At 51.1% G+C, this 15,388-nt stretch carries 17 protein-coding genes; 13 read left to right on the top strand and 4 right to left on the bottom strand.

What is annotated here, in order from left to right:
* The first annotated feature begins 203 nt into the window (after positions 1–203).
* From asrA to TX77_RS05105, 7 genes are all read left to right on the top strand, one after another.
* Complete coding sequence (asrA, locus tag TX77_RS05075; protein WP_044503738.1) at positions 204–1,220, top strand: anaerobic sulfite reductase subunit AsrA; 1,017 nt, start codon at positions 204–206, stop codon at positions 1,218–1,220.
* Positions 1,213–2,019 carry an anaerobic sulfite reductase subunit AsrB gene (gene asrB, locus TX77_RS05080; protein ID WP_044503739.1) on the top strand — a complete coding sequence of 269 codons (807 nt, stop codon included), beginning with the start codon at positions 1,213–1,215 and terminating at the stop codon, positions 2,017–2,019. The genes asrA and asrB overlap by 8 nt, the downstream gene beginning before the upstream one ends.
* Positions 2,020–2,031: 12 nt before the next feature.
* A complete protein-coding gene (gene asrC / locus TX77_RS05085) occupies positions 2,032–3,009 on the top strand; it encodes a sulfite reductase subunit C (RefSeq protein ID WP_230198048.1) in 978 nt (325 codons plus the stop codon).
* Positions 3,010–3,022: 13 nt separating this feature from the next.
* Positions 3,023–3,790 (top strand): formate/nitrite transporter family protein, encoded by a 768-nt coding sequence (locus tag TX77_RS05090; RefSeq protein ID WP_044503740.1) that lies wholly within the window; start codon positions 3,023–3,025, stop codon positions 3,788–3,790.
* 342 nt (positions 3,791–4,132) lie between these two features.
* Positions 4,133–4,369 carry a hypothetical protein gene (locus tag TX77_RS05095; RefSeq protein ID WP_044503741.1) on the top strand — a complete coding sequence of 79 codons (237 nt, stop codon included), beginning with the start codon at positions 4,133–4,135 and terminating at the stop codon, positions 4,367–4,369.
* A 13-nt stretch (positions 4,370–4,382) separates the two neighbouring features.
* Positions 4,383–5,246 (top strand): formate/nitrite transporter family protein, encoded by an 864-nt coding sequence (locus TX77_RS05100; RefSeq protein ID WP_081651699.1) that lies wholly within the window; start codon positions 4,383–4,385, stop codon positions 5,244–5,246.
* Positions 5,247–5,396: 150 nt separating this feature from the next.
* Positions 5,397–5,954, top strand: a complete 558-nt coding sequence (locus tag TX77_RS05105) for a flavin reductase family protein (RefSeq protein WP_044503742.1) — start codon at positions 5,397–5,399, stop codon at positions 5,952–5,954.
* A 68-nt stretch (positions 5,955–6,022) separates the two neighbouring features.
* On the opposite strand, the gene TX77_RS05110 is transcribed toward TX77_RS05105, so the two are convergent.
* Both TX77_RS05110 and lexA read right to left on the bottom strand, forming a co-directional pair.
* Positions 6,023–6,682 carry a Crp/Fnr family transcriptional regulator gene (locus TX77_RS05110; RefSeq protein ID WP_044503743.1) on the bottom strand — a complete coding sequence of 220 codons (660 nt, stop codon included), beginning with the start codon at positions 6,680–6,682 and terminating at the stop codon, positions 6,023–6,025.
* An 11-nt stretch (positions 6,683–6,693) separates the two neighbouring features.
* Positions 6,694–7,311, bottom strand: coding sequence for a transcriptional repressor LexA (gene lexA, locus TX77_RS05115; protein ID WP_044503744.1), 618 nt, complete (start codon positions 7,309–7,311; stop codon positions 6,694–6,696).
* A gap of 189 nt (positions 7,312–7,500) precedes the next feature.
* Here lexA and TX77_RS05120 point away from each other — a divergent pair, with 189 nt between their 5' ends.
* The gene (locus tag TX77_RS05120) at positions 7,501–7,833 is read left to right on the top strand and encodes a LysM peptidoglycan-binding domain-containing protein (RefSeq protein WP_049917296.1); all 333 of its coding nucleotides are present in this window, start codon (positions 7,501–7,503) and stop codon (positions 7,831–7,833) included.
* Here the strand turns inward: TX77_RS05120 and TX77_RS05125 are convergent.
* Entirely contained in the window at positions 7,830–8,825 is a 996-nt protein-coding gene (locus TX77_RS05125) for a site-specific integrase (protein ID WP_044503745.1), read from the bottom strand. The genes TX77_RS05120 and TX77_RS05125 overlap by 4 nt on opposite strands.
* A gap of 229 nt (positions 8,826–9,054) precedes the next feature.
* Here TX77_RS05125 and TX77_RS14265 point away from each other — a divergent pair, with 229 nt between their 5' ends.
* Entirely contained in the window at positions 9,055–9,864 is an 810-nt protein-coding gene (locus TX77_RS14265; RefSeq protein WP_044503746.1) for a TIGR00730 family Rossman fold protein, read from the top strand.
* Positions 9,865–9,877: 13 nt separating this feature from the next.
* Here the strand turns inward: TX77_RS14265 and TX77_RS05135 are convergent, their stop codons facing one another.
* Positions 9,878–11,242: a PhoH family protein gene (locus TX77_RS05135; protein ID WP_044503747.1), complete on the bottom strand. Its 1,365-nt coding sequence runs from the start codon at positions 11,240–11,242 to the stop codon at positions 9,878–9,880.
* 166 nt (positions 11,243–11,408) lie between these two features.
* Between TX77_RS05135 and TX77_RS05140 the strand changes: the two genes are divergently transcribed.
* The 4 genes from TX77_RS05140 to TX77_RS05155 all read left to right on the top strand — a co-directional run bounded on the left by TX77_RS05140 (position 11,409) and on the right by TX77_RS05155 (position 15,382).
* Positions 11,409–12,068, top strand: coding sequence for a GntR family transcriptional regulator (locus TX77_RS05140; RefSeq protein WP_044503749.1), 660 nt, complete (start codon positions 11,409–11,411; stop codon positions 12,066–12,068).
* Positions 12,069–12,195: 127 nt separating this feature from the next.
* Positions 12,196–13,092, top strand: coding sequence for a 2-hydroxy-3-oxopropionate reductase (gene garR / locus TX77_RS05145; protein ID WP_081651701.1), 897 nt, complete (start codon positions 12,196–12,198; stop codon positions 13,090–13,092).
* A 12-nt stretch (positions 13,093–13,104) separates the two neighbouring features.
* Positions 13,105–14,526 (top strand): four-carbon acid sugar kinase family protein, encoded by a 1,422-nt coding sequence (locus TX77_RS05150; RefSeq protein ID WP_044503750.1) that lies wholly within the window; start codon positions 13,105–13,107, stop codon positions 14,524–14,526.
* 10 nt (positions 14,527–14,536) lie between these two features.
* The gene (locus tag TX77_RS05155; protein WP_044503751.1) at positions 14,537–15,382 is read left to right on the top strand and encodes a class II fructose-bisphosphate aldolase; all 846 of its coding nucleotides are present in this window, start codon (positions 14,537–14,539) and stop codon (positions 15,380–15,382) included.
* The last annotated feature ends 6 nt before the right edge of the window (positions 15,383–15,388 follow it).

The raw sequence follows: 15,388 nt of genomic DNA on the forward strand, positions 1-15,388 counted from the left end.
CGGCGGGAGCGGCACTTTTTTTTGTCTTTTGGAAATGGAGTTATGGATGACTTATAAGCATGATTAGTTGTGGAATTTTTCAATAACCGTTGCGACGGCAACAGTTTGAACGGTCCCTTCCTGCTATGATAAGGACAAGCTAGAAATAAGATTGCTGTCACGATATATGTGAAAAAAAGTATTTACTGAAAGAAGGGACTGCTATGGGATACGCGGTATCACTTGAAAAATTTCAAACTGTCTTCGATAGCTGGAGAAAAAAATATGACATTTACGCTCCGAAGGTCTTTGAAGGAACGGGTCGTTTTTCTGAAACAGACGTCGTTCGTTACGGGAAGGTAGCGGATTTGGCCGATATCGATTGGAACGAACGGTCGGAATACTCCTTTAAGGATATTCTCCTGCCGCTGAGTCAGACCTTATTGTACTTTACGGAACATGGTATGACCGAATCGGAAGGTCCGACGAGAGGGACTATCGTCTTCCTCCGCAGCTGCGACCTCCACGCTGTGAAGCGCCTCGATTATATGTTCCTTGAAAACGGTCCGGAAGATTCCTATTATAAGCGCGTCCGCGACGGACTGAAATTCGTCCTCATGGGCTGCGACCACGATTTTGACGGCTGCTTCTGCGTCTCTATGGGCACCAACGTCAGTACGGACTACGACGCTGCCGTCAATGTCCACGGCGATGAGATTGAAATCGACTGTAAGGATGAAGACCTGGCTGAAGCCCTCCGTGCCATGGGTGCTGCCGAAGTAGACGTCACGCCCGACGCCGTTATGGAAAACAGCCTGACTGTCAAGGTTCCGGAAAACCTGACGTCGGCCGTTGCTAAGAGCTCCATTTGGGACGAATACGACAAGCGCTGCATCAAGTGCGGCCGCTGCACCGTCGCCTGTCCGACCTGCACCTGCTGGTCCATGCAGGATCTGTTTTACACCGAAAACGGCCAGGCCGGCGAACGGCGCCGCGTCCAGGCATCGTGCATGATCGACGGCTATACGGAAGTGGCCGGCGGCCTCTGTTTCCGCAAGAAAGCCGGCGAACGGATGCGCTTCAAGGTCCTCCACAAGGTCCTCGATTTCAAGAAGCGTTCGGGATTCCAGATGTGCGTCGGCTGCGGCCGGTGCGATGCCATCTGTCCCGAATACATTTCCTTTACTCATTGTGTCGAAAAATTAGAAGCCGGTATGAAGGAGGTCAGCGGCCATGAATAATTCATATATGCCTTTTCGCTCAGAAATCTTAGAGGTCATCAAACACGCCGATGTGGAATATACCTTCCGCATGTCTTACGACCGCGGCGATACGCATCCCGTAAAGCCCGGCCAGTTCTTTGAGATCTCCATCCCGAAATACGGTGAAGCGCCCATTTCCGTCAGCGGCATTACCGACCATTCCTTGGATTTTACCATCCGCCGCGTCGGTTCCCTTACGGAAGAAATCTTTGAAAATTACGTCGGCGGCCACTTCTTCATGCGCGGCCCTTACGGCAACGGCTTCGACGTCAATATCTTTAAAGGCAAGGAAATCGTCCTCATCACCGGCGGTTCCGGCCTGTCTCCGGTCCACGGCGTCATCGACTACTTCGCCGATCACATGGATGAATGTAAGAGCCTGAACATCATTTCCGGCTTCAAATCGCCGGACGACATTTTGTTCCGCGACGATTTGAAACGCTGGATCGCCGACGGCATGAACTTCATCTACACCGTCGACGCCGCCCCTGAAGGCTACGAAGGCAATGTCGGCCTGGTTACGCAGTACATCCCACAGCTGCCGCTCAAGGACTTCGACAACGCCATCGCCGTCGTCGTCGGCCCGCCGATGATGATCAAATTCTCCATTCAGGAACTCTTAAAAATCGGCTTCGATGAAGAAAAAATTTGGTTGTCCGAATCGCGCAAGATGTGCTGCGGCCTCGGTAAATGCGGTCACTGCCGCATCGGCGAGCTCTACGTCTGTCAGGACGGCCCGGTATTCAAATATACGACCGTTCGCTCGTTTATCGACTAGGAGGGAAGAACGATGATTGATATGAATTGTGGCAAGTTAAAGAAAAACGCCTTTCGCGTCACCAAGAACCGCGGCGTAACATCCGCCCGCGTCCGCGTTCCCGGCGGCCATCTCCGGGCCGACGTCTTAGGGAAAGTTCAGGAAATCGCCGAAACTTACGGCAGCGGCGAAGTCCACCTGACCATCCGGCAGGGTTTTGAAATCTTAGGCATTCCCTTTGAAAAGGTCGACGAAGTCAACAAGGCCCTGCAGCCCATCATCGAAGAATTGGGCATCAACCAGTCGGAAAAGGGCCGCGGCTACGATTCGTCCGGTACGCGTAACATCATGGCCTGCGTCGGCAACCGCATCTGTCCCTTTGCCAACTACGACACGACGGCTCTGGCCGAACGGATTGAAAAGGCCATTTTCCCAAATGACCTTCACGTCAAAGTCGCTCTCACGGGCTGCCCCAACGACTGCGGCAAGGTCCGCATGCATGACTTCGGCATCATCGGCATGACCGAGCCCCAGTTCGACCCGACGCGCTGCATCAGCTGCGGTGCCTGCGTCAAGAAGTGCAAACAACTCTCCGTCGAAGCCTTGAAGATGGATAAGAACCGGCCTGTCCGCAACGTCGAAAAATGCATCGGCTGCGGCGTCTGCGCCCACGCCTGCCCGACCCGTGCCTGGACGCGGAGCAAGACCCAGTATTTCCGCATGACTCTCCTGGGCCGCAGCGGCAAGAAGAACCCCCGCATGGGCATCGACTTCATCAAATGGCTCGACGCTGACAGTGTCGTCAAGATCATCAGCAACGTCTACGCCTACGCTCAGAAATACATCGACCCCGAAGTGCCGGGCGGCAAGGAACACATCGGCTACATCGTCGATCGGACGGGAACGGAAGAATTCCTGCGCTGGATCATGAAAGACGTCAATCTGCCGCCGAAGGCCGAAATCTACAAACCGCTGTACTGGGACGGCATCCGCTACTCGGGATTGAAGTAGGGGGCAGACTACGATGTATCATGACGAATATGCGGCGACGGCGGCCGGTGCAGCCGCCAAAGTCCGCTTATTGAAAAAGAATCCCTTAGGATACTTTCTTATGTCGGCCCTGGCCGGTGCCTATATCGGCTTCGGCATCCTCCTGTCCTTTACGGTAGGGGGCACTTTGGGACCGATTCCGATGAATAAAATCGCCATGGGTCTGTCCTTTGGCATCGCCCTCAGCTTGGTCATCATCGCCGGTGCCGAACTCTTTACGGGCAACGCCATGGTCCTCTACAATGGCTGGCGGCAAAAGACAGTTACCTTGACCGACGTCATCGGCTTGTGGGTCGTCTGCTACCTGGGCAACCTCGTCGGCGCCGTCATCTTATCTTTTATCTTCTACGGCGCTGCCGGTACGGCCGGCGGTGTCGGCCAGGCTTTGGCAGGGGCGGCTGCGACTAAGATGAGCCTCTCTCCGCAGGTCCTCTTCCTGCGGGGCATCTTGTGCAACGTCCTGGTCTGTCTTGCCGTCTGGTGCGGCTTCCGTTGTAAATCAGACAGCGGCAAGCTGATCATGACTTTCTGGTGTCTCTACGCCTTCTTTACCTGCGGCTTTGAGCACAGCGTGGCCAATATGACCGTCCTGACCTTGGGACTCCTCAATCCGGCCGGCATGGCTGTCAGCCTGGCAGGCTACGGACATAACCTTCTGTGGGTTACCTTAGGGAACCTCGTCGGCGCCATCCTCTTCCTGGCTATTCCCTATGGTGTGGCGGCTAAAAAAATCGCTGAATAGTCGACAAAGAATCAAAAAAACGGCTTCCGCTATGGGAGCCGCTTTTGTCTTTTCGGAACAAAGACAAAAGAACCATGATTTATTGATATATGTATAATGATATTTTTTCAATATTTATTACAGTGACAACTATTTGAATGGCTCGTTTGTGGTATAATAAGAACAAAATAAAAAAGCGATTTGTTATCAAAAGATGTGAAAAAATCATGGATTGAAAGAGGCACGGATAGGGGATAGATGTATCCTTTGAAACCTTTCAAACTGTCTTTGCCAATTAGACAAAGAACCTCAGTTCAATCCGATGCGCTGCGGAAAAAGAATCCCCGCAGGGGCATCGATTTTTTGAAATGGGCCGACGCCGACAGCGTCATCAACATCATCAGCCATGTCTACGCCTACGCCCAAACATATATGGATCCGGAAGTGCCGGGCGGCAAAGAACATTTCGGCTATATCGTCAATTGGACGGGACCGGAGGCGTTTCTGCGCCGGATCATGAAGGACCTGAGCTTACCGCCTAAAGCTGAGGTCTGTACGCCGTTGTATTGGAACGGCATCCGTTATTTTTGTTTGAAGTAGGAGGCGAGGTACTATGTATGATGAAGAATATGCAGCAACCGCTGCCGGTGCGGCTGCCAAGGTACGTTTGTTAAAAAATAACCCTTTGGGGTATTTTCTCCTGTCAGCACTGGCCGGGGCCTATATCGGCTTCGGCGTCCTCCTGGCCTTTACGGTCAGCGGCACACTGGGACCGATTCCGATGAATAAGATTGCCATGGGCCTGTCCTTTGGCGTCGCCCTCAGCCTGGTCATCATGGCCGGGGCAGAATTGTTTACAGGTAACGCCTTCGTCCTCTTCAGCGGCTGGCGCGGAAAGACCGTTTCTTTGGTCGACGTCGTTCACCTGTGGGTCGTCTGCTACGCTGGAAACTTCGTTGGCGCCGTCATCTTATCGTTCCTCTTCTACGGGGCAGCCGGGACGGCAGGCAGTGTCGGACAGGCCCTGGCAGGAGCCGCCGCGACCAAAATGAGTCTGCCGTCGTTGGTTCTCTTCCTGCGGGGCATCTTGTGCAACGTCTTGGTATGTCTCGCCGTCTGGTGCGGCTTCCGCTGCAAGTCTGACAGCGGGAAATTGATCATGACTTTCTGGTGTCTCTACGCCTTCTTTACCTGCGGCTTTGAACACAGTGTGGCCAATATGACCGTCCTGACCTTGGGACTCCTCAATCCGGCCGGCATGGCCGTAAGCTTCTCCGGCTTCGGCTACAACCTCCTGTGGGTCACCTTAGGCAATCTCGTCGGCGCCGTCGTCTTCCTGGCCATTCCTTACGGTATTGCTGCGGCAAAAAAACAGGCACACTCGACGACCAGCATCAGTTCATCACCTAAGACGGCCGTACCGAAACGTACCGTCACATACGCCTCGTCACCGGTAAGTCCTTCGACGACACACTGACGGTAACAAAATAAAGGTCATATCGGGCATAAACCCGGCTGCCGAAGCCTGTCTGCGGCAGCCGGGTTTGCCTTTTTAACCGCATCCTGTATCCATCGTCCACGAGTTTCTGCTATAATAAAGAAAATAACCGTAAGGGGGAATGACATCATGAGTAAAGAATTTTCCGGAAAAGAAGCTTGTATCGCTCCGGAAGGGGTATTCATTATCGGAACCTACGATGAAAATGGCGTTCCCAATGCCATGAACGCAGCCTGGGGTTCCCAGTCCGATTTCGATGAAATCACACTCTTTTTGGATAAACACAAGACGACGGACAACGTCAAAAAGACCGGCGCCTTTACCGTTGCCTTTGCGACCAAGGATACGATGGTCCTGGCCGATTATTTTGGCGTCGAAACGGGGAACCGCGTCAATAAGATCGAAGTGGCCGGCTGCCACGTCCATGAAAGCCGCCACGTCAAGGCCCCGATCATCGAAGAATTTCCCGTCACCCTCGAATGCGAATGCAAGAGCTATGACGACGAAACGGGGATCCTCGTCGGAAAAATCGTAGCTCAGCAAGCCGATGAATCGGTCCTCACCGACGGGCTCGTCGACTACGACAAACTCCAGCCCATCATGTATGACAGCAGCACCAAGACGTATCGCCTCATCGGCCCCGTCGTCGGCAAAGCCTTCCACGACGGCCTGGCTTTAAAGAAGTAAATCTGTAATATACGGCATGCAAAAAGGGAGTACCGCCAAATGCCTTGGCAGTGCTCCCTTTTTTGTATTTAGTTTAAGGTAACGGTCTGTTGATTTACATCGATGAGTCCTTCTTCTTTCATGCGCGACATTTCCCGGGCGACGGCTGTTCGGTCGGCACAGAGGTAGTCGGCCAGCTGGCTTCGCGTCACGGGAATGGTGAAGGTCGGGCTGCCGGCCTTTTCTGATTGGAAGGAAAAATACGTCAGCAGCTTTTTGCGCAAGGTTTTTTTCGAGACGATCTCCAACTTTTCCATGAGCTGGGCGTTCTTTGCGGCAATGAGGTGCAGCATATTTTCGATGAGCCGATGATGAAAAGGACAGGCCTGTGTACAGACGTGGAGGACTTTTTGAAAGGGCAAGGTCAGGAAGGTCGTCGTCTTGACGGCTTGGAAGGTGACTAAAGACTGCAAAATTGTAGCGCAGACGAAGGTTTCCCCAAAGAGGCCGCCTTCTTTGATGACGGCCAACACGGCCTTGTCGCCCCAGCGGTCTTCGTGGATCATGTGGATTTCACCGCTTAAGACGACGCCGATATAGCGGACTTCGTCTTGGGCCAGAACCAAGAATTCCCCTTTCCGGACGGTCTTCGTCTGGGCACCGAGGCAGGTGAGCATGGCTGACCGGTCTTCGGGGCGGATGCCGTCAAAGAGGGCACTGTTGGCAGCTGCCGCAGCAACATCAACCATAAAGATACCTCCTAATATTGACGGTAGAGGCCGACGACTTTGCCGAGAATCTTGCAGTTTCGCGTGTAAATCGGTTCGTATTCATCATTTTCCGGTTGGAGTCGAATGGCATCTTTTTCGCGGAAATAACGCTTTACGGTCGCTTCATCGTCGATGAGGGCCACGACGATTTCACCGTTTTCTGCCGTATCCTGATGGCGGACGATGAGCTGATCGCCTTCGAGGATGCCGGCATTTTTCATGCTGTCCCCTTGGACGATGAGCATGAAGCAGTCGTCATTGCCGATGAAATCAGCCGGGAAGGGGTAGACGTCTTCGACGCACTCTTCGGCAAAGATAGGAGCTCCGGCACGGACCTGGCCGACGAGGGGCAGGGGAACGATCTTCTTCGAACGCCACGAACCTTCGTCGAGGAGTTCGATCGTTCGGTTCTTAGCCGGGTCGCGGCGGATATAGCCCAGATCTTCCAGGCGATGGAGATAGCCATGGACCGTCGACGTCGAACTGAGGCCGACTTCTTTACAGATTTCCCGGACCGACGGGGGATAGCCGAATTGGTGGACACAGGTGCGGATGTATTCTAATATCTGTTTTTGACGGGTCGTCAGCATTTTTTCATTGGTAATCATATATAGTCACTCCAGTCTCTGGCAAGTTACAATCATTCCAGTATAGCTAGTCACATTATACCGAAAATACCGAAAAAAATCAAACATTTGTTCAAATCGCCTTGACAAGAACAACTGTTCGAAGCTATAATAAGGGTGTCGACGAACACTTGTTCTTAGAACGTTCGTTTTTACTTAGGAGTGATAACCATGAGAAGAAGACGAAAAGGGAGAGGCCCGTTACTAAAATATGTCGCCTTGATTGGCCTGGCTATCTTTATGTGCACCCAAATCGGCTGGAGCTATCAGCCTTCACAGGAATACGTTTCCGTTCGCGTTGAACCGGGGCAGACCGTTTGGCAGCTGGCGTCGGTCGTCGTCGATGAAGATACGGATGTACGTCAGGTCATCCAGTCCATCCTCGATGAAAATAAACTGACCGGCGATCGTGCCATCCAACCCGGTCAAGTCCTGCGCCTGCCTGTCGCTTCCGGCAAGGCCGGCCATGTGCGGCAAGTCTTGGCTGCACAGCTGGTCCCTTAAGACTTATCTTCGGTAATCTTTAAAATCGGACTGTCGACGAGGCGGTCGGCTTCGTCGATATAGCGGCGGACGATGGCCTGTGACTTATGACGGGTCTGGCGCATGATCTGCCGTTCCTCGACGTGGTGCTGGGCGGCCGATGTGGCAAAGCCGTGGCGCAGGCTGTGGGCCCCGTAATCATCGGGGTTCATGCCCATGAGTTCGGCATAGTGCTTGACGATGAGGGCAATGGCCTTATCGGAGATCCGCGTCTTGCGGATATGGTGTCCTTTGGTCAGACCGCGAAAGACGGGACCCGTCGTGATGCCGCTCATGTCGAGCCAATTCTTTAACGCCGTGACGGCGCAGAGATTCGTATCCTTTACCATGGGGATGGCGATCATCTGGCCCTGGTCGAATTGGTCGGTCTTCGATTTGCGCAGGGTGATTAAAAGACCCAGGCGGGTGAATTTTAAATCTTCGACGTCGATGCCGGCCAATTCCGACCGGCGCAGGGCCCCATAGAATCCGACCAGCAAGATGGCCCGGTCCCGAATCTGTTGGATGTCCTTGCCTTCGAGGAAGGTCAGCATTTCTTTGATGTCGTCGAAGAGGACCGGTGCCTTACCGTGCTGAATGGTGCCCTTCATGCGCTTGATACCGCGCAGGGCGTTGCGGACGATGGGAAAGCGGCAGGGATTGTCTTTGACACCGGCGGCATCGAAATTTTCCGTGAGGGCACTGATGCGTCGGGCAATGGTGTTGGCCTTGGCATTGTCAGCCAGGTCGTTGATATAGTTTACAATCGTTTCCGGTTCCGCCGGAAAGGACGATAAGTCGTGGTAGGAACACCAGTCGCAGAAGTCGTTCCAGTCCGAGCGATAGGCGTCGACCGTATTGGCCGCCCGGGCCGTATACAGGCTTTGGCGGGATTTATGAGATAATTTGTCGTTGTTGGCAATGGTGTCGCTGCGGCCGATAAAAAAGTTAGGCGCATCTGTTTCTTTAGGCAAGGGATCGGCTCCTTTCGTTTTCGCATAGATAAGAAAAAGGCGTTTCGCAAGAATATTCTTGTGAATACGCCTTTTACGTATACCTCGATAGAAAAAGCTCTTTGAAATACTGACTTTTTCTGCCCTTCATACAGCGGAATACTCCTCACATATGCTATAATAGATAGTATTATTGTAGCATACAATGGCGGGAAGAGCCATGACATACAGCGGAAAGAAGGGAAGTGCGATGAATATTACAGTCTACCTCGGCGCCAGCCGGGGAAACGATCCCAGTTATGAAGCCTGCGCCTCGGCCTTGGGAGCTTGGATTGCCGACCACGGCCATACTTTGATTTACGGCGGCAGCCGAACGGGGCTCATGGGAGCCTTGTCTGCCGGAGCCCTAAAAAAGGGCGGCACCGTTATCGGCGTAGAGCCTCAGGAATTTATCGATACGGCGCTCCAACAGGAGGGCCTGACAAAGCTCATCGTTACGCCGGACATGGCTTCACGCAAAGCGAAGATGATGGAATTGGGCGACCTCTTCCTGGCTTTTCCCGGAGGCTTCGGTACGTTAGAAGAAATCAGCCAGGTCATGAGTGAAGTAAAACTCGGTCACCTCAAAGGACGCTTCGCCTTCCTCGATTTCAACGGCTACTATCAGCCCATGAAGGCTTTCTTAGAAGCGATGGTTGACCAAGGATTTGTCGATGCCAAATGGGTGAAGGCAGCCGCTTTTTTGCCGTCTTTGGGAGCTCTCAGTGCCTTTGTAGCCGGCCGGGAACTGCCCAAACCGGGGGAAACGTGGCGCCATTTTAAGCAGAAGCGATACCGTATCATCGGTCTTGCCGACGATGCCGCAACGAAAGAAACGTATGTCGTCTACAAGACCTTGTACGGCGAATACCGCGATTTCATCCGTCCCTTAGACATGTTCCTCAGCGAAGTCGATCACGAAAAGTATCCCGACGTCCGCCAGCACTGGCGCTTTGAAAAAGAAACGGGCGGCTGCTGCTCGTGGAATCCGGCGATATCCCAACAGTATCTGAAACCGTAATCGTTACAAAAATCTATAAGCGTTGAACGGCGTCCAGGGCTAAAGGCGACCGTTCGCATTCGTCAACTCGCATGGTCAATTGATAGCATAAGGGGCTGCCCTTCATCTTACCGGCGGCATAGGTCAGGCCGTTCGTCCGTTCATCGAGGAAGGGGCGGTCAATCTGGTTGGGGTCGCCGACGAGGATGATCTTCGTGCCCTTGCCGGCACGGGTGATGATGCCTTTTACCTGATTTGGCGTCATGTTCTGCGCTTCGTCGATGATGAGATACGTCTTTTCCAAGGAACGGCCGCGGATGAAGTTCAAGGCTTCGGTTTGAATGACGTGGCGGTCGAAGATTTCTTCAATCTTTTCGGCCAGTTCTCGTTCATTTTCATAGCGTTCGGCTTCATTACTGTCGATGAGCTGTTCCAAATTATCGATAATAGGCCGCATGAGGGGCGAAATCTTTTCCTGTTCGTCACCGGGTAAAAAGCCGATATCTGAGTCGAACTGGGCATTCGGCCGGCAGATGAGGATGCGCCGGTATTCACCCGTCGGATGGTTGATGATTTTTTCGAGGCCTACGGCTAACGAGTAGAATGTCTTGGCCGTGCCGGCTTGGCCTTTGATGATGACCAACGGCGCTTCTTCCGCCGACTGCATCAAGGCTTCCTGCATAAAATACTGGCCGGCATTTCGCGGCTTGATGCCGTAGGGAGAAACGCGGCTGTAGGTCAGGGGGATGACGCGCCCTTTATGGACTCGGCCTAAATGGGTCTTACGAAGGGAAGCGTCGGCTTGTAAGATGATGAATTCATTTTCCTGTACCGTCACGTCGTAGCGTTGGGCGTTGTCGTCGATTTGGTAGAGGCGGCCGGCATCGATGCCCTCTTCTAAAAAGGCATCGAAGTCGCTTTCCGGGACGTAACAAGTTTGACGGCCCGTATAGCCGTTCTTTTCGGGCAGTACCTGTTCCGTACTGAAATCCTGAGCTTCAATATTCAGCACCTGGGCTTTGAGCCGCAGCACCAAGTCTTTGGTGACCAAAATGGGCTGACAGCTTTGCAGGTGGCAGCAGACTTTGAGAATTCGGTTATCGGCCTGATCGTCAGGCAGCGATTCCGGCAGCGCCTCGTGGACGCAATTAATCTCGATACGTACCATGCCGCCGTTATCAAGGGCAACGCCGTCCAGTAAATTGCCGCGGAGCCTTAAACGTTCCAAAAAGCGGATGGCTTGCCGGGCATTGAACCCGCGTTCACCATCCGCTTTTTTCAGTCCATCCAATTCTTCCACGACAACCAGGGGAATAACGACATGATTATCTTCAAAACACTGCATAGCATACGGAGCCTGAATCAAGACATTCGTATCGAGCACATAAGTCTTTGCCATAAAAATCCCACCTTTTAGTCTATTTTTTACAGCATACCAAAGGAACATATAGAACATGTAAAGCACTGGAAAAATTCAATGTAAAACAATTGAAATCTTCTTGACTTTTTTTTACGTTAGTAGTATGCTACATACAAGATGCGAGTTACCGACGAAGGAGTTCATCATGTTAAAAAAAGTATCGTATAAAGATCAAATCTATCAATACTTAAAAGAAGCAATTGTAAAGGGTGAGTTATTGCCCGGTGAAGTTTATTCTGAAAAACAATTTGCCGACAAGTTGAACGTATCCCGCACGCCGGTACGCGAAGCTGTTTTACAGCTGAAGAATGATGACCTCATTGAAATCTTCAATAATCGTGGATTTGGTGTAAAAGCAACATCTCCCGATGACTTGCGGCAAATTTTACAGGCCCGTTTGGCTATTGAAGGTTACGCGGTGCTGTGTCTTGCCAATCACCCCCATGACAAGCGATGGCAGGAGACTGTCACTGCATTGATGGAATGTCAAAAGACAGAAGCCGGATATTCTGATGACGATGAATCCCATTATGAATTCATGAAGGCTGATATCCAGTTCCATCATTTAATTGTAGATTTTCCGCAGAATGCCTATTTAACTCGTATGGCGAACCTCATGCGTACGAAAATCGAATTGGCGACGGTTCATTCCCTTCGAAGTACACATCGCCATGGGAAGGCTTATGAGGAACATCAGCAAATCTTAGATGCTATCTTGACCGGTGACAGCGATAGGGCGGTATCTGCCTTTCGAAAGCATATGGAAGAGACGGCCATTGTACTAGGGGCGAAAGGCTCCTTATAGAAGTACGGCGCAGGATTCCTGCGTTTTACTTTTACTTTAAGTAGTATGCTACGCACTACTAAGTGCGTAATTATTTTTAATGCGAGTAGTATGTTACATGGTAATTAATTTTCAGGAGGTAATTATAATGAAAAAAATCGGATTTATTGGCTTAGGTATTATGGGAAAACCGATGGTAAAGAATTTGCTGAAAGCTGGTTTTGAAGTCACAGCCTACGATATCCTTCCGGCTGCCGTTCAAGAAATGGCAGAAGCCGGAGCCATTGCCGGGACGTCTCCCAAACAGGCAGCACAGGGAAAAGACGTTGTCATTACTATGGTTCCCAGTGGTCCTATCGTTCGCTCCCTTTTAGAAGGGGAAGACGGGGTGTTGGCCGGTATTCCCGAAGGCGCCGTCATTGTCGATATGAGCTCGGTTACGGCTATTGAATCTCAGGAATTTGCCAAGCTTGCTGAAAGCAAGGGATGCCACTTTTTAGATGCACCGGTCAGCGGCGGTGAACCGGGGGCCGTCGCCGGCACCTTGGCTATTATGATTGGCGGCAAACAGGAAGTCGTCGACAAAGTCCATGATGTATTTGAAGCCATGGGTTCTTCGATTACCTTAATCGGCCCTAATGGCAGCGGTTCCATTGCGAAACTGGCAAACCAGGTTATCGTCAATCTGAATATCGCGGCTGTATCGGAAGCCCTTATTCTGGCAACAAAAGCCGGAGCCGATCCGAAAAAAGTGTATGAAGCCATTCGCGGCGGTTTGGCCGGCAGTGCCGTTCTTGATGCCAAAGCTCCGATGATGTACAGCCGTAACTTTAAACCGGGCGGACCGATTCGCATCAACTTAAAAGATATCAATAATGTTATGGCTACGGCCAACGGGTTAGACTTACCGCTCATACTGACCAGCAGCCTGCAGCAAATCATGAACAGTCTGAAATCTACCGGTCATTTGATGGACGACCACAGCGGTATTGTTCAATTCTACGAAAATATTTCCGGCGTTATTGTTAAAACGAACGAGGAATAAGGAGAAATCATCATGAGCATATTAAAAACGGAACTTTTTGCCCGGATTCCCAATGGCAATCCTGAACAAGTAAAAAAATTATTAGCCGATGAAATGAAAGATTTCAATAAGAAAATCATCGTCCTTGACGATGATCCGACGGGGGTACAAACGGTTAACGGCATTCATGTATATACTGATTGGTCCCCGGAAAGCATTGCCGACGGCTTTGCAGAAGATAATTCGATATTCTTTATCTTGACCAATTCACGTGCTTTCTCAGCAGCTCATACACAAGAAGTCCATCAGATCATTGCCGAACGAATTTTGGCCGAAGCGAAAAAAACAGGAAAAGACTTCATGATTATCAGCCGCAGTGATTCAACCCTGCGCGGCCACTATCCCTTAGAAACAGATACCCTTCGTAAGACCTTGGAAGGCGAACATAATGGCCTTATCGACGGCGAAGTCTTAATGCCTTTCTTCAAAGAAGGGGGCCGCTTCACCATCGGAAACATCCATTATGTCCAAGAAGGGGACAATCTGGTTCCTGCCGGCGACACGGAATTTGCTAAAGATAAGACCTTTGGCTATACGGCTTCTGAAATGGGTGCCTATATTGAAGAAAAAACGAAAGGCTTATATAAGGCTTCCGATACGACGTATATTTCCTTAGATGATTTACGAAATCTCCGCGTCGATGCAATCGAAAAACAGTTGATGGAAGTAAAAGACTTCAACAAAGTCATCGTCAACGCTGTCGATTACGAAGATGTACAAGTCTTTGCCATCGCCATGATTCGGGCGCTGAAAGCCGGAAAGAAGTTCCTCTTCCGTACGGCAGCTGCCTGGCCTAAAGTTATCGGCAATGTTCCCGATAAAGCCCTTCTCCAAAAAGAAGAACTCATTGTAAAAGGAAATACCAATGGCGGGTTAATCATTATCGGCTCCCATGTCAAGAAGACGACGGATCAATTGAATGAATTAAAGACCTGCGAACAGGTAAAATTCATCGAATTCAATCACCTCTTGGTATTGGAACCGGAAAAACTGGAAGCTGAATTACAGCGCATTGTAAAGACGACAGAAGAAGCCATCAAGCAAGGTACGACCGTTGCCGTCTATACGGGGCGGAAACGCTTCGATGCCGGGTCGGAAGAAGAATCCTTACGGATTTCTGTTAAAATTTCCGAAGCCATTACCAGTATTGTTCATCGCCTCTCTGTTCAGCCGGCCTTCTTGATCGCCAAAGGCGGGATTACGTCCAGTGACGTCGGTACCAAAGGCCTTAGTGTAAAAAAAGCCCTGGTTTTGGGACAGGTATCTCCGGGGATTCCCGTTTGGAAAACAGGGGCAGAAGCCAAATTCCCCAATATGGCGTACATTATCTTCCCGGGGAACGTCGGTGCCGTAACGACGCTGCGGGACGTCGTATCCATGTTAAGTAAGAGATAGGTGACGCACGATGCTGATTAACTTACGAACGATGTTGAAAGCGGCCTCGGCAAAGAAAATGGCTGTCGGAGCCTTCAATGTTTACAATGTAGAATCGTTACAAGCCGTATTGGCAGCGACCAAAGCCTCAAATCATGCCGTTATCCTTTCTTTTGGCGAAAAATACGACCAACATATGCCGATAGAAGCCATGGCTGAATTAGTAAAGTTTTATGGTCATACCTCAAGTCAACCCATCGTGCTTCATTTAGATCACTGCAAACAGGAAAGCAATGTCATTCGTGCCATCCGGGCAGGATTTACGTCTATCATGTATGACGGATCGCATCTTCCTGTCGCCGAAAATGCATCCCGAAGCGCCGAAATTGTTCGGATTTCCCACGCCGTCCATGTCAGCGTTGAAGGAGAGCTGGGGTACTTAAATGAGGAAACGGGACAGGGGCCGGTCGGAAATGAAGATACCCATACTCAAGTCCGGGATGTGGCAGCTTATACTGCCGCATCCGGAGTTGATGCCGTCGCCATCGCCATCGGCAACGCTCATGGCATCTATAAGGGCACGCCGAAGCTCGACTTCCAGCGGCTGGCAGACATTGCACAGGCCGTCACGACGCCTTTGGTACTGCATGGCAGTTCCGGTATTCCTAAAGAAGACTTGCAAAAAGCTATTCGACTTGGCATTCGCAAAGTTAATATCAACACGGAAGTATCGACAGCCGGTGTGAAGGCCGCCAGAGCCTTCTTGGCTGAACATATGAATGAAAACACACGTTTTGAAGAGGTAACAAAAGCGGCCGAACAAACAATGACCAAAGTAGTAGCCTCTTATTTACCTTGGCTTGATTTATCTGAATAGGGGGGA

Source organism: Megasphaera massiliensis (assembly GCF_000455225.1).
Taxonomy (GTDB): Bacteria; Bacillota; Negativicutes; order Veillonellales; family Megasphaeraceae; genus Megasphaera; species Megasphaera massiliensis.

Coding starts and splice junctions, on each gene's coding strand:
- asrA (WP_044503738.1), top strand. CDS start 204: ATGGGATACGCGGTATCACTTGAAAAATTTCAAACTGTCTTCGATAGC.
- asrB (WP_044503739.1), top strand. CDS start 1,213: ATGAATAATTCATATATGCCTTTTCGCTCAGAAATCTTAGAGGTCATC.
- asrC (WP_230198048.1), top strand. CDS start 2,032: ATGATTGATATGAATTGTGGCAAGTTAAAGAAAAACGCCTTTCGCGTC.
- TX77_RS05090 (WP_044503740.1), top strand. CDS start 3,023: ATGTATCATGACGAATATGCGGCGACGGCGGCCGGTGCAGCCGCCAAA.
- TX77_RS05100 (WP_081651699.1), top strand. CDS start 4,383: ATGTATGATGAAGAATATGCAGCAACCGCTGCCGGTGCGGCTGCCAAG.
- TX77_RS05105 (WP_044503742.1), top strand. CDS start 5,397: ATGAGTAAAGAATTTTCCGGAAAAGAAGCTTGTATCGCTCCGGAAGGG.
- TX77_RS05110 (WP_044503743.1), bottom strand. CDS start 6,682: ATGGTTGATGTTGCTGCGGCAGCTGCCAACAGTGCCCTCTTTGACGGC.
- lexA (WP_044503744.1), bottom strand. CDS start 7,311: ATGATTACCAATGAAAAAATGCTGACGACCCGTCAAAAACAGATATTA.
- TX77_RS05120 (WP_049917296.1), top strand. CDS start 7,501: ATGAGAAGAAGACGAAAAGGGAGAGGCCCGTTACTAAAATATGTCGCC.
- TX77_RS14265 (WP_044503746.1), top strand. CDS start 9,055: ATGAATATTACAGTCTACCTCGGCGCCAGCCGGGGAAACGATCCCAGT.
- TX77_RS05135 (WP_044503747.1), bottom strand. CDS start 11,242: ATGGCAAAGACTTATGTGCTCGATACGAATGTCTTGATTCAGGCTCCG.
- TX77_RS05140 (WP_044503749.1), top strand. CDS start 11,409: ATGTTAAAAAAAGTATCGTATAAAGATCAAATCTATCAATACTTAAAA.
- garR (WP_081651701.1), top strand. CDS start 12,196: ATGAAAAAAATCGGATTTATTGGCTTAGGTATTATGGGAAAACCGATG.
- TX77_RS05150 (WP_044503750.1), top strand. CDS start 13,105: ATGAGCATATTAAAAACGGAACTTTTTGCCCGGATTCCCAATGGCAAT.
- TX77_RS05155 (WP_044503751.1), top strand. CDS start 14,537: ATGCTGATTAACTTACGAACGATGTTGAAAGCGGCCTCGGCAAAGAAA.